The following is a 19,353-nucleotide window of genomic DNA, read 5'->3' as shown; positions in this document are numbered from 1 at the left end:
CGGCGCCTGTGTCCTGCTCCGCCTTCAAGGCAGCGGCCTGGTTGCGAATGCCGGGCGGGCACCCGCAGACCAGCGCCTCCGGATAGGCGCCGCATCCGGCCACCGTGTGCGCCGCGGTGGCCGGGTGCGGGTGGTCGTCAGGGTTTGAGGACGACCTTCTCGCAGTCGTCCTGCTTGTTCTTGAAGATCTCGAAGCCGCGTTCCGCCTCGTCGAGCGGCAGGGTGTGGGTGATGACCCGGGTCGGATCGATCTCCCCGCGCTCGATGCGCTTCAGCAGCGGCTTCATGTAGCGCTGCACGTGGCATTGCCCGGTACGCAGGGTCAGCGCCCGGTTCATCCACGCGCCGGCCGGGAACTTGTCGAGGAAGCCGCCGTACACGCCGATCACCGACACGATGCCACCGCTGCGGCACGACAGGATCGCCTGCCGCAGCGCGTGGGGGCGCTCGGTCTCCGAGCGGACCGCCTGCTTGACCCGGTCGTAGGCGTGGACGTGCGCACTGCCGTGGCTGGCCTCCATGCCGACCGCGTCGATGCACTTGTCCGGTCCCCGCCCACCGGTCAGTTCCAGCAGCCGGGACCGCACGTCTACCTCCTCGAAGTTCACCGGCGTGTGGCCCGCCCGTTCCGCCATCTGCAGCCGGTACGGCTCCTTGTCGATGGCGATGACCTTCGCGGCGCCGAGCACCCGGGCGCTGTCCATGGCGAACTGGCCGACCGGGCCGGCGCCCCACACCGCCACCACGTCGGTGGACTGGATGTCGCACATCTCAGCACCCATATAGCCGGTGGGCAGGATGTCGGAGAGGAACAGCACCTGCTCGTCGGTCAGATCGGACTCGATCTTCAGCGGACCGACGTCGGCGAACGGCACCCGCGCGTACTGTGCCTGACCGCCCGCGAAGCCGCCGGTCAGGTGCGAATAGCCGAAGATCCCGGCGACCGGGTGACCGAGGATCTTCTCCGCGATCCCGGCGTTGGGGTTGGAGTTCTCGCAGCAGGTGTACAGCTCGGCGGCGCAGGCGCCGCACGCGCCGCAGGCGATCGGGAACGGCACGACGACCCGGTCCCCGATGCGCAGCCGATCCGGATCGACGCCCGGGCCGACCTCGATCACCTCACCCATGAACTCGTGACCCACGACGTCGCCGTCCTGCATCGTGGGCACATACCCGTCGATCAGGTGCAGGTCCGAGCCGCAGATCGCGGTGGAGGTGATCCGTACGATGGCATCGCGCTTGTTCAGGATCTTCGGGTCCGGCACGTCACGGACCTTGACTTTGTTACGGCCCGCCCAGGTGTTCGCCCTCACGCGGCTGCTCCCTTCGCGAGCTCGGAGTCCGACAGCGGTTGCGCCGGACGCTGCGGGAACTCCTTGCGGGCCCGCTTGCCCCACGGGGCGCCGTCGGACCGGACCACCTCGCCGGTCTCCAGCACCTGCTTGAGCCGGCGTAGGTCGTCGTCGAGCTGCTGGTGCGGTTCCTCGCCGAAGTACTTGGCGACCGCCTTGCCGACCCTGCCGCCCGGGATGTCGTACGTCAGGACGACGTGCACCTCGGTGCTCACACCGTCCGGGACGGGCACGAACCGGACCGTACCGGCGTTCAGCACGTCGGCGTTGCCGGTCGACCGCCACGCGATCTTCTCGCCGGGTGCCTCGTCGACGATCTCCGCGTCCCACTCGACGTTCTTGCCGAACGGGGCGCCGGCGGACCAATGGCTCGTACGGTCACCGGTGGCCTGGACCTCCTCGAGATGCGCCATGAACGTCGGGAGGTTCTCCAGATCGCGCCAGAACGCGTAGACCTCCGGCGGGGGTTTGCGAATGGTTGTCGTGGCTGTCAGCTCCATGGATCCTCCTTTGCGTGAGCCTCGTACCGCCGGCATGGAGCCGATCTCCTTCGCCCGGGTGGCCTGCACGGCGGTCAGCAGGTCCACCACCGTGATCCCGACGACGGCGCCGGTGACAGCGACGAGCCGCCGCCGGCGCCGCCCGCCACGGCGGGCGATGGCCATTCCGAGCGAGGTCAGGTCCATCGCGTCGCCCACGACCCGGGTCCACGCCCAGACGCTCTTCCGCCGGCTCGTCAGGAGCCCGGCCGCGTGTACCAGCTCCCGCGCCCCGACGAGCGGCACCACCGCCCGGGACGTCGGGGAGTCGTCCACGCCGCTGATCCGGCGCACCGTGTCCGGCGCCGCCAGCTGTGCCACGCCCAGACCGAGACTCATCCAGCCGAGCCCGCGCCCCGCCGCTGCACCTCGTCCTGCCTGGCCTTCACCGCCTCTCGGGTTGCCAGTCGAGTCACGGTTAGCCTCCGTATCCGATCGCACCCAGCCGAGCGTCCCGGTCCACGGCGCCCGGGGGCGCGGCGCATTGGGGCCGGGGTACCCCCCGGAAACCACCTGAAGCCGCCAATCGACCGCTGCGTGGAGACTGCACCGCCGACCCGGGCCGGCCGGACGGCGTCCGGAGGGGCACTCATCGTCACGGCAACCGGCCGGCGAACGCCGGGACCGGCTCCCACCACGCGGACGGATGTCCCCAGGGAAAGGTGCCCGTCGGCGAGCTCCACGTAGTCACCGTCGGCTGCCTGCCCGGCGCGGCGGCGGCCCCAGTCCCCGCTGCTCAGCACATCGTCACGGCCGCGGATCACCAGCACCGGTACAGCCAGCCGGGCGACCGGGTCGTCGATCACGTACCTGCGGTGCACCTACACCAGGTGCGCCAGCCGCCGGAGGCCGCCCGCCGCCATCCGGGTACTGCGACCGGAGCAGCCCGGGAACCTCGCCGAGCCCGTCGCGGAGGCACCGCACGCCCAGCGGGGTTCAAACCCTGGCAAATGAGGAGTTTCGGGCGTCAGGCGTAGGTCGAAGATCGATACCTGTGCGCTTGTGCGGTGTGGCAGCGTGACATGAAGAAGGGCCTTCGGTACGAGCAAAGGTGACTAAACCAGCAGCTCGACGTTGTCGAGGTACCGCGGCGTGGGCAAGCATGGCAAGGATGAGTGGCGGTACGACGGCCCCACCTGGCCGAGTGCGACGGCCATGCTCTCCGACGTCGCCAACGCCCTGGCCAACGGCATCGAGATCGGGTGCCGACGCGCCGTAATCGCGGACGGTCGGCTCGACTGGCCCCTCAGCTGGCAACCCCCGCGGTGAATGCGGTTCTGGCACAGGAAGTGTGGAGGTGCATGGCGCCAACCTCAATCGCCTCACGATGCTATGCGCAGGCGTGGAGTTCCGGCGCCGGATGTAGGTAAGTTTGAGCGCCAGCAAGGTCTTGCCGATGCCGATGTTCGTGAGTTCTGGCGCCATGTCTGGCTGCGGCAGTTACGCCTGCCTCGGAACGGACTTTCCTCAAGATTCGCCACAAGGCTGAGGATCTTGTCAAGCGACACTTCCGGCGGGCGGTGGCGACGTTGAACGGCCTGTGCTGGGCAGAAGGCCACTCCCTCGGGCGGTTCGGTGCCGACTCGGGGCATGCGCTGGCTTGACCCGCCCGCGGTGGCTTACACGTCCTTCTCGTCCCGCCAGCCGCCGGGTTCGGGATGGTAGCCGTAAGCGGCGGCCCGCACCGTGTCCTCGTTCTCCAGCCCGGAGCCGATCGCGCCGCCGACGGTGGCCAGCGAGCTGGTGATCCAGGCGAGCGTCAGGTAGTCGGTGAAATCGACCGGCCGCTGCAGGGTCTGTTTCAGCACGGATGTGTCGATCAGCAGCGCTGCGGCGAGCACCGTTCCGGCGAACAGCACCAGGTAGGACACCGCCGTGGCCAGAGTGAGGGTGAGGATCGTACCCAGGTTGAACAGCCGGGCCAGCTCAGCCGGTGTCTCCCGGTCGGGTTTCTCCCATAGGTCGTGCGCGACGATCAGCCAGGCCACCAACGCGGTCAGCCCGAGTACCATGATCACGGCGAGCCGGAGTCCGCCGAGCGCATCGCCCATCTGCCAGATGGTGTCCGTGGTGAGCGCGAACGCGGCCGTGCCGAACGCGCCGACCAGCAGCTTGGACAGGCCCAGCAGGGCGCGCCCCGGGCGGTTGGCCTTGACCATTCCGGTCAACAGCCGCACCCGGCCGGTCAGCCGCGAGGCGACGTAGCGCAGTTCCCCGGCGTCGGCCTCGCCGACGACCCGGTGGATGGCGGGAACCCGGCTTGGCATCTCGGCCGGTGCCCAGCCGGCCGGCGGCACCCGCTGGTCGGAAGCGTCGGTGAGTAGTCGGCTCACCAGATCCGGAACGGCCGCGCGGGCTGCACGCAGCTGGCCCAGTCCCAGCGCGGGCAGGGACACCATCGCGACTCGGCGCCGGGCGGAGGTCTGCGCGACCAGCGGCACCCGCTCGGTGTGCAGCGGCAGGTCGGTCAGGCAGATCGCGACGTCCCACCGGTCGTCGGTGCGCCGTTGGGCAAGATCGTCGAGCAGCGCGTCAACGCCGCCGTCGCGGCGCGGCGCGACCTCACCCCAGCCTTCCCGGACGGTCCACCGCACGTCCGCGTCCACCCGCTCGGAGAGCCGGCCGGCCAGCTCGGCGGTGAGCCGCGCGGCCACCCGGGCCGGGTGGTCCGGCGGGGTCGCCACCAGTCCGACGACGATCTCCGGGCGGTGCTGTTCACTGTGCGTCATCGGTGCTCCTCACCGGTAGCCGGGCTCGTCGTAGGTCTCGTCCGTGGCGGCCCACCCTGCCGGCACGCCGGCGGGCGGCCACCGGCCTTCGACAAGGTGATCTACAAGCAGCGCAACGTCGTGGAGCGCTGCTTCAACCGGCTCAAGCAGTGGGTGTCGCCGGACGTCCGTCACGGCCGTCTGGCATTCCCGATATCCGCCGCTTGCCACCGGATCCGATGACACCCTGAAGCGGGGAGTGCGGTCGAGCTCAGGAGAGGCGGCATCGGGATCACGGTGAACGGCTTCTGATGCGTACCGCGTTGATCGTGTTGGCCGCGCTGACGGCGGCCGTGGTCGTGGACCTGGTCACCGGCGTGCTGATCCGCCGGGCTGCCCGTGGCCGCTACAAGTGGCTGCTGGAGCCGCTGCGGCACGCCTGCCGCCGCCCGGCGGCCGCGGTCCTGCTGGTCGGGGCGCTGTACTACGCGCTGCCGCCCGGACCGGCCGAGTGGCAGCGTTATCTGCGGCACACCATCCTGCTGGTCCTGATCGCCCTCAGCTCGTGGCTGGTGATCAGGACATTGAACGTCGTCGAAGCGGTGGCGTTCAGCAAGCTGCCAAGCGATCTGGTCACCAGCCGGCGGATCCGGCGGGCCCGGACCCAGATCCGCCCCGTGCGGCGGCTCACCGTCGCCGTGGTTACAGTCGTCGCAATCGGCCTGATCCTGATCACCTTCCGGCCGGTACGCCTCGCCGGCATCTCCATTCTGACCTCGGCCGGCGTGATCGGCGCGGTGATCGGCCTCTCCGCCCGAACCGCGCTCGGCAACGCGTTCGCCGGCATCCAGATCGCCTTCGCCGACGGAATGCACGTCGGCGACGTGCTGGTGGTGGACGGCGAATGGGGCCGGGTCGAGGAGGTGAAGCTGACCAACGTGGTGATCCGGCTCTGGGACGACCGGGTACTCATCCTGCCGACCACATACTTCACCGAGCGGCCGTTCCAAAACTGGACCCGGAACGAGTCCCGGGTGGTCGGCAAGATCCAGATCCATGTCGACCACACCGCCGACCTGAACGACCTGCGCCGGGAGGCACGCCGACTGGTCGAGTCCTCACCCCTGTGGGACCGAGACCAGTGGGTGCTCCAGATGGTCGACGCCACCCCGCAGACCGTGGTCATCCAGGTGCAGGCCTCAGCCGCGGACGGCGCCAGCGCCTGGGACCTGCGCTGCGACCTACGCGAGGGACTGATCCGCTACCTGCGCGACCAGCACCCCCAGTGGCTGCCCCGCACCCGCAGCCAGTACCAGCCCTGACCGGCGGGCCGTGTCGGGCGCCAACCGGCCCCCGCCGAGTACACCGGCTGCCTGCCGGGAGTGCGTACGCCGGGAAGCGCCAGCGTGTACCCGGTGATGTTGCGAGGATCGGTGCTGCCGCGTCGGAGTCGGACCAGCGCCCCTGCTCGCGTAGCCGGGCGAAGAACTCATCCTCGGATCCGGCGGCGGCCACGCCCCCCTGCGCACGCGCCGGCGCAGTTCGTCGCGGGGCGTCTGAGCCCGGCCGGTACGCGGGCGTGCCGGTCGGTTTCGGCGTACCAGGCGAGCCGGCCGCCGAGCACCAACTCGACGGCCAGGTCGAGGCCGCCGTACCCGGTGCACAGTGATCCGATGAGCGGCCCGGTGGGACGGCCATTCAACCTCCCTCCCCGGATCCGGTGCCGCGGTCGTGCGGGCGCGTCGGCTCTCTTGACCGCCAACTTACTGCTTTACTATGGTACTAGGAAAGCAGTAAGGGGCTACCGTGTTCGTCTTCCGGCTCGACACCCACTCCGGCGTGCCGCCGTACCTGCAACTCGTCCAGCAGGTCCGCCAGGCGGTGCTGCTGGGCTTTCTCCAACCCGGTGACCGCCTCCCGCTCATCCGCGAGGTGGTCGAGGACCTGGCGATCAATCCGAACACCGTCGCCAAGGCGTACCGGCAGATGGAGCAGGAGAACCTGGTCACCGGCCGGCCCGGCCAGGGCACGTTCGTCAATGAACAGCAGTCGGCCGTGATGTCGGCATCGACGTACACGTCGCTGCGCCGCGGCCTGGCGACCTGGTTGCGCCGCGCCTACGCGGCCGGCCTCGACGAGCAGGCGGTCAACGCGCTTTTTACTTCCGTCCACCAGCAGACGAGGAATGAGGACGTGGCGTGACAGGGACCGAGTTCGCGCTGCGCACCGACGGTGTGGGCAAGCGGTACCGGAGGGGCTGGGCGCTGCGCGACTGCACCCTGGCCCTGCCGGCGGGCGGCGTGATCGCCCTGGTCGGGCCGAACGGCGCGGGCAAGACCACGCTGCTGCGCCTGGTCGTCGGGTTGCTGGCACCGAGCACCGGCACGGTGGAGGTCCTCGGCCACGACGTCACCGCCAGCACCCCGCAAACTCTGTCCCGGGTCGGGTTCCTGGCCCAGGACCACCCGCTGTACAAGCGCTTCACCGTCGCCGAGATGCTCCGCTTCGGCCGGGCCTGCAACCTGCGGTTCGACCAGGGGCTGGCCGAGCGCCGGCTGGCGCAGCTGGGCATCCCGCTCGACCGCAGGGCCGGTACGCTCTCCGGCGGGCAGCAGGCCCAGGTCGCGTTGGCTCTGGCCCTGGCGAAGCGGCCGGACCTGCTTGTCCTCGACGAGCCGGTGGCCAGCCTCGACCCGCTGGCCCGGCACGAGTTCCTGCAGGTCCTCATGGGCGCGGTGGCCGAAGGCGGGGTGACCGTCCTGTTCTCCTCCCACGTCGTGCACGAGCTGGAGCGCGTCTGCGACCACCTGGTCGTGCTTAACCACGGCCGGGTCACGCTCACCGGTGACATCGACACCCTCCTCGCCGAGCACCGGCTGCTCGTCGGCCCGCGCACGGCCACCGACCTCGACCGGGCCGGCGCCGTCGTGGAGGCCGTCCACAGCGACCGGCACACGACCCTGCTGGTACGCGACGGCGCGATCCCGGCGGCGCCTGGGTGGCAGGCCCAGCCGGTCGCGCTGGAGGACCTGGTGCTGGCGTACCTGCGCCGGCCGTCCGAGCCGAGCGCCGCGGTCACGTCGGGGGTGGCGGCATGACGTGGTTGATCTGGCGCCAGCACCGGACCGAGGTCTGCGTCCTGGGTTTGCTTTTCGGCATGTTCGGCATTGCCCTGCTCGTGCTCGGGACGCAGGCCCACGACCTGTTCCCCGGCGGTCCCGCCCGGTGTGCGGGAGAGGCCGGTATCAACGAGGCCTGCGCGGCCTCCTTCCGCCGGCTCGACGAGGAGTACGGGTACGTCGAGAACCTCCTGGCGGGCTTCTATCTGGTCCCCGTCGTCATCGGTGCGTTCCTCGGCGCGCCGCTGCTCGCGCGCGAACTGGAGGACGGCACCTGGCAGCTCGCCTGGACGCAGGCCGTGCCGCGGATGCGCTGGCTGGCGGCCAAGCTCGCGGCACTGGCCGGCGTCACCGTCACGCTCACCGGGATGTTCACCGCGGTGCTCACCTGGTTCCGTCAGCCATTCGACGCGTGGGAAGGGCGGTTCCAGTACGACGCCTTCGACCTGGAGGGACTTGTTCCGGTGGCGTACGCGCTGTTCGCGTTCGGCGTCGCCACCGCCGCGGGGGCGATCCTGCGGCGCAGCCTGCCCGCGTTCGGCGTCGCGTTCGGGGCGTTCCTCGCCGCCCGGATGCCGGTGGCGCTGTTGGCCCGTCCCGCGTACGCCACGCCGCTCACCACCATGGAGCCGGTCCCCGTCGGCGGCTCGAAGGACCAGGCGGGGCACCGGCCCGTGCCCAGCTTCGCTGACTGGATGATCGAACACGGCTACGCAGACGCCACCGGGCGCAGGCTGAGCTGGACCGAGTACTACGAGCTGGAGGGCGCCGCCAACCGGGCCGGCACCAACCTCAACCAGTTCCTGCACGCGCGGGGCATCCAGCAGTTCGGGGTCTACCACCCGGCCGACCGGTTCTGGACGTTCCAGCTCATCGAGGCGGCCCTGTTCATCGCCGTCGCGGCGGTCCTGATCGGTGTGGTGGTGTGGCGGGTACGGCGCCGTATGATCTAGTGCCCTGACCACAAACGTTCGGCGTCGGGTCGGGTGTCGATCTCGTCACTAGGGCGTCAGCATGACGGCGCTGTTGGCCTATTCCAGGGCGCTCAGGGGCGCACGCGAATGACGGTCTTGCCCTTGCGCCGCTCGGTCGGTTTGAGCGCGGGGATGGCGTCGTCGAGAGTCGCGACTGTTCCGATGTGCGTGCGAAGGCGCCCGTCTCGCACCCGGTCGACGATCTCCACCAGCTGAGTCGGAACGGACTCGACGACGAAGTCGACCGCTAAGCCGTCGACAGGGCGAGCCCCAACAGGTCCGACCACCGACACCAGCGTCCCGCCAGGCCGGATGATGCTCGCCGAGCGCCTTTGGATATCACCGCCGATGACATCGAAGACCAGGTCGACCCCGCCGATGTCGTCGAGATCCTCGTGGTCGAGGTCGAGGAACTCGTTCGCGCCGAAGTCGAGCGCCGCCTGGCGGTCCGCCGCCCGACCGGTACCGATGACGTAGGCGCCGAACTCCCGGGCGAGCTGCGTCACCACTGACCCGACGGCGCCGGCGGCGCCGTGTGCGAGGACGCTCTGCCCCGCCTGAAGACGACCGTGCTGGAGCAGGCCCTGCCACGCGGTCAGGCCGGAGATCGGCAGACTCGCACCCACCGTGAAGTCGACGTTCCCCGGCAGCGGCGCAAGGTTGCGTGCCTCCACGGCCGCGTACTCAGCCAGCGTTCCATCGCGGTGCCAGTCCGTGATCCCGAACACCCGCTGCCCGAGCGAGAGTCCCGTCGTGCCGTAGCCGAGGGAGGAGACCACTCCGGCGAACTCGTGGCCGATGATCGCCTGGGCGCGATCGTGACCGGAGCGATCGACCCACGTCGAAGGCCACTCCCACTCCGCGGGGACGAAGCCCGACGCGTGGACTTCAACGACGACGTCGTTGATCGCCGGCGTCGGCTCAGGCCGCTCCGCGAGTGTGATCCCGGCTGCTTCTGCGGCCTGATCCATCGCGACGATTGCCTTCATGGGTGCCTCCGTATATCTCGTGCTCGTCGGCTCTGTGCGCCCGCTTTTTGGGCCTGCTAGCCCACTAATGGCAGCCAACACGACGCGAATGTGGGCTGTCAAGCCCAATCCGGGTTATCGTGTGTGTCATGGAAGCCACAACGGAAGCTCGGGTGCGGCAGAAGCTCACGGACAAGGGGCAGGCGACCCGAGCCCGCATCCTCGAGCACGCCGCGGAGCTCATCTACACCAAGGGCGTCCACGCGACGAACAACGAGCAGCTCCGTCGCGCGGCAGGCATCAGCGGGTCACAGCTCAACCACTACTTCCCGACCAAGGAGAGCCTTGTCCTCGCGGTCATCGAGTGGCAGGCCGAGCGCGTCCTCACGTTCCATCGCAGTGAGCGGTTTACCCACTTTGAAAGCCTCGACTCCCTTCGGGAATGGGCGGGCTTCTACATCGCCTACGAGCGCTCCTACCAGGAAGGCTGCAGCCTCGGCTCGCTCGCCAGCGAGATCATCAAGACGGACCTTGACGTTCGCACGGAACTCGCGAACGCGTTCGAGCAGTGGAGAGACATCTTCCGAGATGGACTCGAACGGATGCAGAGGCTCGGCCGCATCAGCGTTGAGGCGGATCCCACCCGACTGGCCTATCTCCTGCTCTCCGCCTTTCAGGGCGGCATGCTCCTCGCCCAGGTCGCCCGCGACATCGCCCCGCTGAAAGACACCCTGCGGGCAGCCATCGACTACGTGCAGACATTCGCGGTGCCCCCTGCTGCCGGCGCACTCGAAGATCTCACTGAGGCCCAGCGCAAGCAGCCCGGCCGGCCCCGCAAGCTCGACCCGAACCAGTTCGCCACGGCCCGGGCCGCTCTCGCCGCCGGCCAACCGGTCGAGCAAGTCGCAGCGGCCTTCGGCGTCAGCCACGCCACCCTCTACCGCCACCTCGCCGAACACGACGACGAACAAGCCTCCCCCTGAGCAGCAGCGATCAGGGCTGGCCGTGCTCGTTTTGCGGCTGGTGACACGATCCTTACCGGCACCCCCACTCCCACTGATGGCTGCGCAACGGCGGCGGTCACCGCGCCCTCGGCGACGTCGAGCAAACCCGCCAGCACCTCCTGCGCATGACCGCACCCTGACCGACATCCGGTGGGCCGGCGCGAGCGTGGGCGTCGAAAGTTCACCGCCACGGTGGCCGCCGCCACACGCGGCCAAGTCCTGATTCCGGTCCCTCCGCGCGCTCGCTGCGGGCGCTCGCCCGGTTGGCCGCACCCGAGCGGCCGATTCCGTCGGACAGCTTCGGCGAATCGCACTAGAGTCGGCCGCATCTGGACACTTCGGCGCAACGCGCCGGGAATCCGGAGGAGCACCATGTCCCAGGACCCCGGTGCCGCGTCCGCGTCCGGCGTGAAGCGCACCGAACTGCAACGCCATCCGGCCTCGGTACCGGGCAAGCTGATCGTGCAGACGCTCTTCGAGATCCCGGTCGGCCTGGCGTCGGGGAGGCACAGCCACCCCGGCGAGGAGGTCGGCTACCTCTTCCACGGCACCGTTGCGATGGAGTTCGACGACCGGCCGACGTTCACCATCCACGCCGGCGAACCGTTCCTGATCCCGCCGCACACCATCCACAACGCCCGCAACATCACCGACGACACCACCACGCGGATGCTCTCGACGTACCTGGCCGACGAGAACGAGCCGCTGGTCACCCAGTACCACTGACCGGTGCCCGACCGTACGCAGCAACCAGGCCGCCGTCGGCTGTTCAGCGGCGGGCGAGCAGCCCCTCGGCGTACGCCCAGAGCCGGTCGGCCGCGGTCGGGTCCACCGCGTGCTCGGCCACGCCGGTCATCGGCTCGGGTCCACCCGGCACCACCTCGGACTCCTGGTTGTCCTCGAAGTACCGCCCGGTGACCCCCTCGAGCAACGGCGAGGCAGCCAGCAGCACGGTGGTCGCCGCGCCCTGCTCCGGCGTCTTGTAGTGCGGCAGGTCGATGCGGTTGCCCGCCTCGTCCAAGACCCCGAAGGAACGCAGGGCCTCGTCGGAGAGGTGGCGTTGCAGGTTGGTGTTGATGACCCCCGGGCTGAGCGCGTTGGCGGCGATCCCGTCCGATGCCCAGCGGCCTGCGATGCCGACGGCAAGCAGGGCGCCGGCCGTCTTGGACTGGCTGTATGCGGTCCACGGGTCGTACGGGCGCCGGTCGAACTGCGGGTCGTCGAAGTCGACACCGGCCCGCAACTGGGCGCCGGAGCTGACCACGACCACCCGGGCAGAGCCTGCGGCCCGCAGGTTGTCGTGCAGGCCCCGGGCCAGCGCAAAGTGGCCCAGGTAGTTGGTGGCGAGCTGAAGTTCCCAGCCCTCGGGGGTGAGCTGCCGGTCGGAAATCGCCATGATCCCGGCGTTGGCCACCAGCGCGTGCAATGGGCCCTCCCAGCCGGCGACGAAGGCGTCGACCGAGGCCAGGTCGGCCAGGTCCAGGGCGGCGGCACGGACACTGCCCCGCCCCGATCCGGAGAACTCCTCCACCAGATCTGCGGCTCGGGCCGGGTCCCGGGTGGCCACGGTGACCTCCGCGCCGGCGCCGGCGAGGGCCCGCGTGGTCTCTAGGCCGATGCCGGAGGCGCCGCCGGTGACGATCATCCGCCGTTCGGTGAGGTCGACGCCCTCGACGATCTCGGCGGCGGTGGCCCGGGCGGTGAACGGGGTGCTCAGGCGAGCGGTGCTTGTCATGACGCCAACGCTACGAGCGACCCACCTGGACTGCCTATACTCTGGGGTCCGTCACTCTTTAGCGTACGTCCAAGGGAGGGTTCGGATGGACCCGTTGGAGGACGTGCTGTCGCTGCTCGAAGCGAACGTTCACCTGTCGTCGGCCATGTCCGCCGGGGGCCGGTGGGCGGTCCGGTTTCCGCCTCCGGCCGGCGTCAAGTTCAACACGGTGAGCCGGGGCCGTTGCTGGCTGCGGGTTGACGGCGTAGGCGATTCCATCCACCTCGGCGCGGGCGACTGCTTCCTGCTGACCCGGCCGCTGGCGTTCACCCTCGCCAGCGACCTGGACGTGCCCACTGAACCGGCGCACCCGCTCTTCGCGGCGGCCGTCGAGGGCGTCGCCCGCGCGGGCGAGGGGAACGAGGTGTTCCTCGTCGGAGGCGCGTTCTCCTTCACCGGGCGGGCCCGCGCACTGCTGCTGGACAATGTACCGCCGGTCCTGCACGTCTCGGCCGCGACGCCGGAGGCGGCCACCGTGCGCTGGGCGGTCGCCGAGATCGACGCCGAGCTGCGAGGTCAGCCGATGGCGGCCTCTCTGGTCGCCGAGCATCTCGCCGTGGTCATGCTGATCCGGATCCTGCGCCTGCACCTCGCCCGCGACCCGGGCCGGACGTCGGGCTGGCTGGCCGGGCTGACCGACCCGACGGTCGCCGCCGCGCTGCGCGCGATGCACGCCCGCCCGGCGCACCCGTGGACGGTGGCCGAGCTGGCCCGGGCCGCCGCCGTCTCCCGGTCCACGTTCGCGGCCCGGTTCAAGGACGTGGTCGGCAAGGGACCGCTGGAGTACCTCACCGAGTGGCGCATCGAGCTCGCCGCGGACCGGATCCGGCGCGGCGGCGACACCGTCGCCACCATCGCCCGGGCTGTCGGGTACGGCTCGGAGAGCGCGTTCAGCGTCGCCTTCAAACGCACCACCGGCCTCTCTCCCCGCGCCTACCGCAACGGGCCTGCCGCCTGACCACCGTCCGGAGCGGTGAACGCCTGCCGGCTGTGGACCAGCAGCTCGCGCACCGCCGGGCTCACCTCGGTCCCGGGACCGGCCGCCGAGACAGGGATAGCCGGTCCCTGGACAAGCTCACCCTGGGCACGTCGTCCGGTCCCGGGTCAGGCTTGGCCCTGACCGCAGGAACACCGCTGACCAGGGAGTTTGTTGTGCTGGACGTGAACGTACCCGACCTGACCGGGCAGCTCGCCGTGGTGACCGGCGGCAGCGACGGCCTCGGCCTCGGCCTGGCCACCCGGCTGGCCCGCGCTGGCGCCGAGGTGGTGCTGCCGGTGCGCAATCCGGCCAAGGGCGACGCCGCCCTGGAGCGAATCCGGGCCGCCGCGCCGGGGGCCACCGTCTCGACCCGGGAGCTGGACCTGGCCTCGCTCGACTCGGTGGCCGCACTCGCGGACACGCTGCACGCCGAGGGCCAGCCGATCCACCTCCTGATCAACAACGCCGGCGTGATGACCCCACCCACCCGGCACACCACCGCCGACGGCTTCGAGCTCCAGTTCGGCACCAACCACCTCGGTCACCTGGCACTGACCGGACGGCTGCTGCCGCTGCTGCGCGCCGGCCAGGCCCGGGTCACCACCATGTCCAGCAGCGCCGCCCGTTGGGGCCGGTTGGACTGGGACGACCTTCAGGCCACCCGCAGGTACAAGGCGATCCGCGCGTACAACGCCTCGAAATTGGCCACCCTGCTCTTCGGACTGGAACTGGACCGGCGCAGCCGGGCCGGCGACTGGGGCATCATGAGCAATGTCGCCCATCCGGGCACGACCCTCACCAACCTCTACGCCTCCGGCCCGAACCTCGGCCGTTCCCGCCCCTCCCCCAACGAAGCCGTCATGAGGCGGCTGGCCCGGTGGGGCATTCTGGTGCAGTCGGTGGACGCCGGCCTGCTCCCCGCCCTGCACGCGGCCACCAGCCCGCAGGCGCAGGGCGGCCGGTTCTACGGCCCGGACGGGTTCGGGCAGTTCACCGGCAAGCCGACCGAGCTGGCCGTGTACCGCTCGGCCCGCAGCGCGGACGACGCCGCCCGACTCTGGGCGCTCTCCGAGCAACTGGTCGGCGTCACGTTCGCTGGCAACTGACCGTGCAGAGGAGATCGCCCATGGACCGCGCGCAGTTCGCCGGCTTCCTCCGCGCCCGACGGGAGGCCCTGCAACCGGAGGACGTGGGGCTGCCCCGCGGACCGCGGCGGCGCACCGGCGGGCTGCGCCGGGAGGAAGTGGCCGCGCTCAGCGACATGTCGACCGACTACTACAGCCGGTTGGAGCAGCAGCGTGGCCCGCGCCCGTCGGAGCAGATGCTCGCCGCGATCGCCCGGGGCCTGCGCCTGTCCCTGGCCGAGCGCGACCACCTGTTCCAGCTCGCCGGGTACGCCACCCCGAAGCGGGCGCTGCGCGCCGAGCACGTCAATCCCGGGATGATGCGGATCCTGGACCGGCTCCGGGAGACTCCCGCCCAGGTGGTGAACCTGGTCGGCGAGACGCTGGAGCAGACCGGTCCGGCGATCGCGCTGCTGGGCGACGAGCGCCGGCACACGGGGCTGGCCCGCAGCCTGCACTACCGCTGGTTCACCAACCCGGCCACGCGGTTGATCCACCCGGCCGAGGACCGCGCCGCGCAGAGCAGGCTGATCGTGGCCGACCTGCACGCCACGTACACCCGCGACGGCAGGGGCTCGCGGGCGGCGGAGATCGCCGACGCGCTGCTCGCCGAGAGCCCGGAGTTCGCCGAGCTGTGGAACGAGCACCCGGTGGCCGGGCCGTACTGCGCGCCGAAGCGGATCCAACACCCGGAACTGGGGCTGCTGGAGCTGCACTGCCAGACGCTGGTCGACCCGGACCACTCACAGGCCCTGCTCGTCTACACCGCCGCGCCGGGCAGCGAGAGCCAGGAGAAGCTCCAACTCCTCTCCATCATCGGCGGCCAGCGGATGTGACCGACTTCGTGCCGGCGCCGTAGCGGAGATCTCGATGGTTGGTGCCATCCCTCGGAGTCGAGCACCAACGCCGCAGCCTGGCGGCGGAACTCCTCAGGGTGCTTGCTCTGTCGACCGAAGCGTTTCCTCCTCCTCGGCAGGATGCCAAGTCAGGAGGTCTCCGGTCTCAGCGGTCACTTGAGTCTCTCTTCTGTGGGAGCATCTGACCGGTAATCAGACGGATCGGCCGCGAGGCCAGGACGAACCGCCGCAATCCACTGTGGCCAGCGGGCTGGTGTCGGTGGCTGCTGTGACGATCGCCAACGGCGCGGACAACGTCTCCGTCTACACGCCGGTGTTCCGCACGATCGGCTTGACCAACACGCTGATTAACCCTGGCGGTCTTCGCAATCGGCGTCGCTCTGTGGTGCTGCGCCGGCTCCTGGCTGGGCTCGCACCGAAAGGGTCCCTATGGTGCCTCGATCAATGGGAGTCCTCGCTCCACCCTCGAACGGGCTCAGCAATGCGTTCGCCGCGATGCCCGCTGATCGCACGGGTGTAGCGCGACCCCGCCGTGTTGACGAGGCCGCGCAGCATGGCGGCTGGTCACAGCGTTCGTTTCGGTTGCCGTACGGTCCAGAGGGTCGAACGTGTACCTGGTCGTGGCGGTCTTGGTGCCGTCGTTCCGGCGATGCTCGTCAGGGCGACCGCCATCAGCGTAATGGTCAACAGGACCCGCCTCGCCTCCAGCGTCAGTACGGACAACTCGCAGCGGGGCAGGTCGATCAGCTCGAGAACCGGCAGCTGGCGTCGGTTGCCGGATATGCCGTTAGCGAGCCGCCATCAGCGGCCGGTAATCGGCCACGCCGAGCGGATCCGTGGTCAGTGATCCGTCGGCGCGGGGCACCTCCAGCGGTTGACCGTCGCGACGGAAGGAGACGGCGTGTACGTCGGCACGGCTGGTGAGTGTGCAGACGATCTGGCCGAAGGCCAGGATCTCATCGCTGCGCCCGCTATCCTCGGCTGCTCCGGCGACCTCGACCTCGGCGATGCCGCCGGTCAGTCTGGCACCCACCTGCAGGGCGGTACCGGTCAGCGCACTGGTCAGCCTGGCGTCCCGGTCGGCCGGCGCGGGCCCGGCCAGCAGTTGGCCCAGGTGAGTCGCGATGTCGGGCAGGTAGTCCACGGGCCGAACGACACGAACCAGGCGATCGTCTCGCACGAAGCAGAAGGGTTCGGCGACCCGGCCGGCGCTGGTCGGGGCAGTGCCGGCGGCCGGCGCGGCGAACGGGCCGGGCGGTGCCGACACGCGGCGCGGAGCATCGTCGACCGGCACACCGCATCCTGCGGCGAGCATGACGCCGCAAATTATGATCAACCAGCGGTACGTCATCCGACACATCCCGGCAGAAGCACCTGGAACCGGGCGCCGCCGCCGGGACGGTCGGTCACGACCGCTCGACCACCGTGCGCTGCGGCGTGCTCGGCAACCAGTGCCAGCCCGAGACCCGTTCCGTCGGTGCCGGCGCGGGCGTGCGCCGCCCGGCCGCGGACGAACCGGTCGAACACCACCTCCCGGTCCTGCACCCTCACCCCTGGCCCGGCGTCGTCTACCTCGATGACCCCGGTGCCATTGGCGCCGCAGCTCAGGCGAATTGCGACCGGTCCCCCGCCGTACCGGACGGCGTTCTCCACGAGGTTGTGGAGGATCTGCACCACCCGGCGGCGGTCGACCCGCCAGGCCGTGCCGGCGGATGGCGACGCGTGCACCAGGCGTTCGGGCAGTCCCTGGTTGCGGCAAACCTCCCTGGAGAGGTCCGCGACGTCCACGCGTTCCCGGTTCGCGGGCTGCTCGGTGCGGGCCAGTTGGATGAGGTCGTCGACCAGTCGTTGGAAGCGGCTGATCTCATCGGCGACCAGACCGGCCGCCATCGCCGTCCGCTCGTCGTGGTGCTCTCGGCGACGCTGCAGCACGCTCGCCGCCGCCGCGAGGGTCTGGAGTGGCGAGCGCAGCTCATGACTGACGTCGGCGGCGAAGCGCCGGTTCCGTTCCAGGTGCCGGGCCAACTGCTCGACCATGTGGTTGAAGGAGGTGGAGAAGCGCGCGAGGTCCGGGTCGGTGGCGGTGTCCAGCCGAGTTTCCAGGTCACCGGCGGCGATCCGCTCGGCGGCGTCCGCGACGGCGGTCAGTGGGCGCAGGCTGTGCCGGGTGGCATACCAACCGAGGGCGGCGCCGGAGCCGGCGACCATGATGGCGACGGCGGTGAGGGTCAGCGCGACCAGCTGAAAGGTCTGCTCGACCTCGCGAAGCGAGGTGATCTCGTAGTAGCTGACCGTTGACGAGAGCGGCACACCGACGAGCAGGACGGGCTGGCCGTCGGAGCGGACCCGTTGGACGGCGGGCGTGCCGGAGGCGACCGTGCGCCGCAGGTCATCGGGAATGATACTTCCGCCGATCTCGGCGCTCCGCGCATACCACTGCCCGTCGCGCTGCAACAGGGGTCGTCGGGTGCTGCCGGTGTCCAGGGAGCCGAGCACCGCGGCGATGTCGGGCGCGTCGGTGTTCAGGCCGGACCGGACGACCGCCGCGTCGAAGAAGGCCGCCCGCACGGCGGTACGTTCGCGCTCCTCCAGCAGCGAGCGGCGGGTCAAATCGTACGAGAAGAGGGCCATGGTGGCGGCGAGTAGTGCCGCGCCGACGGCGAACGCGGCGGTGACTCGGGTTCGTAGTCCGAGCCGGTTCATCGCTGCAGCTTGTAGCCGAGACCGCGCAGGGTCACCAGGTGCCGAGGGTTGGCCGGATCCTGCTCGATCTTCTGTCGCAGGCGGCCGACGTGCACGTCGACCAGCCGCTCGTCGCCCGTGTCGTAGCCCCAGACCCGTTGCAGCAGCTGCTGGCGGGACAGCACCTTGCCGGCGTGCAGCGCCAGCTCGCAGAGCAGGCGGAACTCCGTCCTGGTCAAGGCGACCGGACGACTACTGACCCGCACCTCGCCGGCCTCGGCGCTGATCTCCAGATCACCGAAGACCTGGACGGACAGCGGGGACGTAGCCCGTGCCCGTCGGCGCAAGGCCCGTAGGCGGGCCGAGAGTTCCTTGATCGCCACCGGCTTGACCACGTAGTCGTCGGCGCCGGCTTCCAGCGCCGCCACGATGTCGTGCGTGTCGTCCCGGGCGCTGACCACCACGATGGGTACGTCGTCGTCTCGGCGCAGCTGCCGGATGCACTCGAATCCGTCGAGTCCGGGCAGCATCAGATCGACCAGGATGTTGTCGGCAGGTTCCTGCTGGTGCCGCCGAAGTCCCTCCTCGGCGCTCGCCGCTCCGTACGCGGCGTAACCCTCTTCCTCCAGCGCGAGCAGTAGCGCCAGCCGGATCCGGTCGTCGTCCTCGATCACCAGTACGGCCGTCATAGCGGAATCATCCCTGGTCCGCACTTGGATGCCCAACCCAGCGCCAGCACCGGCGGTTTTGTCACGCAACTGTCATGGACCTGCGGAATGACCTCCACGATCGGCACGCAGAGTGGTGGGTGATTCGGACGCAACGGACCGAACCAGAGGAGCCGTCAGTGAGTGCCCATCACCCACTCCCACCGGAGTACCGGGTGCCCCGAGTCGAGCTCGACATCGTCGAGGATCTCGACCTGCCCAACCTGTCCGAGGTCGGCGCGGTTCTGGACCGGGTGCTGTCCCTGCAGCCAGCGGAGGTGGTGATCGACTTGTCCGAGTGCCGGCACATCGACGCAGCGGCCATCGGCCTGCTTCTGGACATCCAGCGCCGGTTGAGCCGTGGCGGCGGTGTCCTCACCCTGCGTGCCCCGCATCCGCGGATACGGCGGATCCTCGACATCGCCCACCTGAATGAGGCGCTGGGAACCGTCGCGTCGCCTTCGCCTTCGCCGTCACCGCCGCCGCGAGGCCGGACCTCGGTCGGCCCGCTCGGCACGGTGCGGGGACGGGCGCGGGTCACCACGGCAGCGTCCTGACCGTGACGG

The 19,353-nt window shown here is 70.2% G+C and carries 20 protein-coding genes; 11 read left to right on the top strand and 9 right to left on the bottom strand.

Going from position 1 to position 19,353, the window contains the following annotated elements; genetic code table 11:
• Nucleotides 1-137: 137 nt before the first annotated feature.
• Together M2302_RS14370 and M2302_RS14365 are read right to left on the bottom strand one after the other, a co-directional pair.
• Nucleotides 138-1,313 (bottom strand): zinc-dependent alcohol dehydrogenase, encoded by a 1,176-nt coding sequence (locus M2302_RS14370; protein WP_280838387.1) that lies wholly within the window; start codon nt 1,311-1,313, stop codon nt 138-140.
• Complete coding sequence (locus M2302_RS14365; protein ID WP_280838386.1) at nt 1,310-2,230, bottom strand: SRPBCC family protein; 921 nt, start codon at nt 2,228-2,230, stop codon at nt 1,310-1,312. The genes M2302_RS14370 and M2302_RS14365 overlap by 4 nt, the downstream gene beginning before the upstream one ends.
• A 753-nt stretch (nt 2,231-2,983) precedes the next feature.
• On the opposite strand from M2302_RS14365, the gene M2302_RS14360 reads away from it, so the two are divergent.
• On the top strand, nt 2,984-3,160 hold the full coding sequence (locus tag M2302_RS14360) for a hypothetical protein (protein WP_280838385.1): 177 nt from the start codon (nt 2,984-2,986) through the stop codon (nt 3,158-3,160).
• 350 nt (nt 3,161-3,510) lie between these two features.
• On the opposite strand, the gene M2302_RS14355 is transcribed toward M2302_RS14360, so the two are convergent.
• Nucleotides 3,511-4,620, bottom strand: coding sequence for a hypothetical protein (locus M2302_RS14355; RefSeq protein WP_280838384.1), 1,110 nt, complete (start codon nt 4,618-4,620; stop codon nt 3,511-3,513).
• Nucleotides 4,621-4,910: 290 nt separating this feature from the next.
• Here M2302_RS14355 and M2302_RS14350 point away from each other — a divergent pair, with 290 nt between their 5' ends.
• The gene (locus M2302_RS14350; RefSeq protein ID WP_280838383.1) at nt 4,911-5,921 is read left to right on the top strand and encodes a mechanosensitive ion channel domain-containing protein; all 1,011 of its coding nucleotides are present in this window, start codon (nt 4,911-4,913) and stop codon (nt 5,919-5,921) included.
• A gap of 167 nt (nt 5,922-6,088) precedes the next feature.
• On the opposite strand, the gene M2302_RS14345 is transcribed toward M2302_RS14350, so the two are convergent.
• The gene (locus tag M2302_RS14345; RefSeq protein ID WP_280838382.1) at nt 6,089-6,301 is read right to left on the bottom strand and encodes a hypothetical protein; all 213 of its coding nucleotides are present in this window, start codon (nt 6,299-6,301) and stop codon (nt 6,089-6,091) included.
• A gap of 104 nt (nt 6,302-6,405) precedes the next feature.
• Between M2302_RS14345 and M2302_RS14340 the strand changes: the two genes are divergently transcribed.
• The 3 genes from M2302_RS14340 to M2302_RS14330 are packed head-to-tail and all read left to right on the top strand — an operon-like array spanning nt 6,406 to nt 8,671.
• On the top strand, nt 6,406-6,801 hold the full coding sequence (locus M2302_RS14340; protein WP_280838381.1) for a GntR family transcriptional regulator: 396 nt from the start codon (nt 6,406-6,408) through the stop codon (nt 6,799-6,801).
• Nucleotides 6,798-7,697, top strand: coding sequence for an ABC transporter ATP-binding protein (locus tag M2302_RS14335; protein WP_280838380.1), 900 nt, complete (start codon nt 6,798-6,800; stop codon nt 7,695-7,697). The genes M2302_RS14340 and M2302_RS14335 overlap by 4 nt, the downstream gene beginning before the upstream one ends.
• Nucleotides 7,694-8,671, top strand: a complete 978-nt coding sequence (locus M2302_RS14330; protein ID WP_280838379.1) for an ABC transporter permease subunit — start codon at nt 7,694-7,696, stop codon at nt 8,669-8,671. Before M2302_RS14335 ends, M2302_RS14330 begins: the two co-directional genes overlap by 4 nt.
• A gap of 92 nt (nt 8,672-8,763) precedes the next feature.
• On the opposite strand, the gene M2302_RS14325 is transcribed toward M2302_RS14330, so the two are convergent.
• Nucleotides 8,764-9,681, bottom strand: a complete 918-nt coding sequence (locus tag M2302_RS14325; RefSeq protein WP_280838378.1) for an NADP-dependent oxidoreductase — start codon at nt 9,679-9,681, stop codon at nt 8,764-8,766.
• Between the two features lie 128 nt (nt 9,682-9,809).
• Between M2302_RS14325 and M2302_RS14320 the strand changes: the two genes are divergently transcribed.
• Both M2302_RS14320 and M2302_RS14315 read left to right on the top strand, forming a co-directional pair.
• Entirely contained in the window at nt 9,810-10,643 is an 834-nt protein-coding gene (locus tag M2302_RS14320; RefSeq protein ID WP_280838377.1) for a TetR family transcriptional regulator, read from the top strand.
• Between the two features lie 393 nt (nt 10,644-11,036).
• Nucleotides 11,037-11,390, top strand: a complete 354-nt coding sequence (locus M2302_RS14315; protein ID WP_280838376.1) for a cupin domain-containing protein — start codon at nt 11,037-11,039, stop codon at nt 11,388-11,390.
• A gap of 43 nt (nt 11,391-11,433) precedes the next feature.
• Here the strand turns inward: M2302_RS14315 and M2302_RS14310 are convergent, their stop codons facing one another.
• Nucleotides 11,434-12,399 (bottom strand): SDR family NAD(P)-dependent oxidoreductase, encoded by a 966-nt coding sequence (locus M2302_RS14310; RefSeq protein WP_280838375.1) that lies wholly within the window; start codon nt 12,397-12,399, stop codon nt 11,434-11,436.
• Between the two features lie 85 nt (nt 12,400-12,484).
• On the opposite strand from M2302_RS14310, the gene M2302_RS14305 reads away from it, so the two are divergent.
• From M2302_RS14305 to M2302_RS14295, 3 genes are all read left to right on the top strand, one after another.
• On the top strand, nt 12,485-13,396 hold the full coding sequence (locus M2302_RS14305) for an AraC family transcriptional regulator (RefSeq protein WP_280838374.1): 912 nt from the start codon (nt 12,485-12,487) through the stop codon (nt 13,394-13,396).
• Nucleotides 13,397-13,590: 194 nt separating this feature from the next.
• Nucleotides 13,591-14,523, top strand: coding sequence for an SDR family oxidoreductase (locus M2302_RS14300; protein ID WP_280838373.1), 933 nt, complete (start codon nt 13,591-13,593; stop codon nt 14,521-14,523).
• A 20-nt stretch (nt 14,524-14,543) separates the two neighbouring features.
• The gene (locus tag M2302_RS14295) at nt 14,544-15,377 is read left to right on the top strand and encodes a helix-turn-helix transcriptional regulator (protein WP_280838372.1); all 834 of its coding nucleotides are present in this window, start codon (nt 14,544-14,546) and stop codon (nt 15,375-15,377) included.
• 808 nt (nt 15,378-16,185) lie between these two features.
• Here the strand turns inward: M2302_RS14295 and M2302_RS14290 are convergent.
• Genes M2302_RS14290 through M2302_RS14280 form a run of 3 tightly spaced genes read right to left on the bottom strand, consistent with a single transcriptional unit; the run spans nt 16,186 to nt 18,769 of the window.
• Complete coding sequence (locus M2302_RS14290; RefSeq protein WP_280838371.1) at nt 16,186-16,749, bottom strand: GerMN domain-containing protein; 564 nt, start codon at nt 16,747-16,749, stop codon at nt 16,186-16,188.
• Nucleotides 16,746-18,101 (bottom strand): HAMP domain-containing sensor histidine kinase, encoded by a 1,356-nt coding sequence (locus M2302_RS14285; protein ID WP_280838370.1) that lies wholly within the window; start codon nt 18,099-18,101, stop codon nt 16,746-16,748. Before M2302_RS14285 ends, M2302_RS14290 begins: the two co-directional genes overlap by 4 nt.
• Complete coding sequence (locus M2302_RS14280; RefSeq protein WP_280838369.1) at nt 18,098-18,769, bottom strand: response regulator transcription factor; 672 nt, start codon at nt 18,767-18,769, stop codon at nt 18,098-18,100. Before M2302_RS14280 ends, M2302_RS14285 begins: the two co-directional genes overlap by 4 nt.
• 194 nt (nt 18,770-18,963) lie before the next feature.
• Here M2302_RS14280 and M2302_RS14275 point away from each other — a divergent pair, with 194 nt between their 5' ends.
• Nucleotides 18,964-19,344: an STAS domain-containing protein gene (locus tag M2302_RS14275; protein ID WP_280838368.1), complete on the top strand. Its 381-nt coding sequence runs from the start codon at nt 18,964-18,966 to the stop codon at nt 19,342-19,344.
• Nucleotides 19,345-19,353 lie beyond the last annotated feature (9 nt).

The sequence above is a fragment of the Micromonospora sp. A200 genome (assembly GCF_029893845.1).
GTDB lineage: Bacteria > Actinomycetota > Actinomycetes > Mycobacteriales > Micromonosporaceae > Micromonospora > Micromonospora purpureochromogenes.
The sequence above is the reverse complement of the archived record's forward strand: the minus strand, read 5'-3'. Positions and strand labels throughout refer to the sequence as shown.

Excerpts from the sequence above, each read along its gene's own strand:
- M2302_RS14350 (WP_280838383.1), top strand. The coding sequence starts at position 4,911 with ATGCGTACCGCGTTGATCGTGTTGGCCGCGCTGACGGCGGCCGTGGTC.
- M2302_RS14310 (WP_280838375.1), bottom strand. The coding sequence starts at position 12,399 with ATGACAAGCACCGCTCGCCTGAGCACCCCGTTCACCGCCCGGGCCACC.
- M2302_RS14330 (WP_280838379.1), top strand. The coding sequence starts at position 7,694 with ATGACGTGGTTGATCTGGCGCCAGCACCGGACCGAGGTCTGCGTCCTG.
- M2302_RS14320 (WP_280838377.1), top strand. The coding sequence starts at position 9,810 with ATGGAAGCCACAACGGAAGCTCGGGTGCGGCAGAAGCTCACGGACAAG.
- M2302_RS14365 (WP_280838386.1), bottom strand. The coding sequence starts at position 2,230 with ATGAGTCTCGGTCTGGGCGTGGCACAGCTGGCGGCGCCGGACACGGTG.
- M2302_RS14280 (WP_280838369.1), bottom strand. The coding sequence starts at position 18,769 with ATGACGGCCGTACTGGTGATCGAGGACGACGACCGGATCCGGCTGGCG.
- M2302_RS14315 (WP_280838376.1), top strand. The coding sequence starts at position 11,037 with ATGTCCCAGGACCCCGGTGCCGCGTCCGCGTCCGGCGTGAAGCGCACC.
- M2302_RS14355 (WP_280838384.1), bottom strand. The coding sequence starts at position 4,620 with ATGACGCACAGTGAACAGCACCGCCCGGAGATCGTCGTCGGACTGGTG.
- M2302_RS14295 (WP_280838372.1), top strand. The coding sequence starts at position 14,544 with ATGGACCGCGCGCAGTTCGCCGGCTTCCTCCGCGCCCGACGGGAGGCC.
- M2302_RS14325 (WP_280838378.1), bottom strand. The coding sequence starts at position 9,681 with ATGAAGGCAATCGTCGCGATGGATCAGGCCGCAGAAGCAGCCGGGATC.
- M2302_RS14305 (WP_280838374.1), top strand. The coding sequence starts at position 12,485 with ATGGACCCGTTGGAGGACGTGCTGTCGCTGCTCGAAGCGAACGTTCAC.
- M2302_RS14290 (WP_280838371.1), bottom strand. The coding sequence starts at position 16,749 with ATGACGTACCGCTGGTTGATCATAATTTGCGGCGTCATGCTCGCCGCA.
- M2302_RS14285 (WP_280838370.1), bottom strand. The coding sequence starts at position 18,101 with ATGAACCGGCTCGGACTACGAACCCGAGTCACCGCCGCGTTCGCCGTC.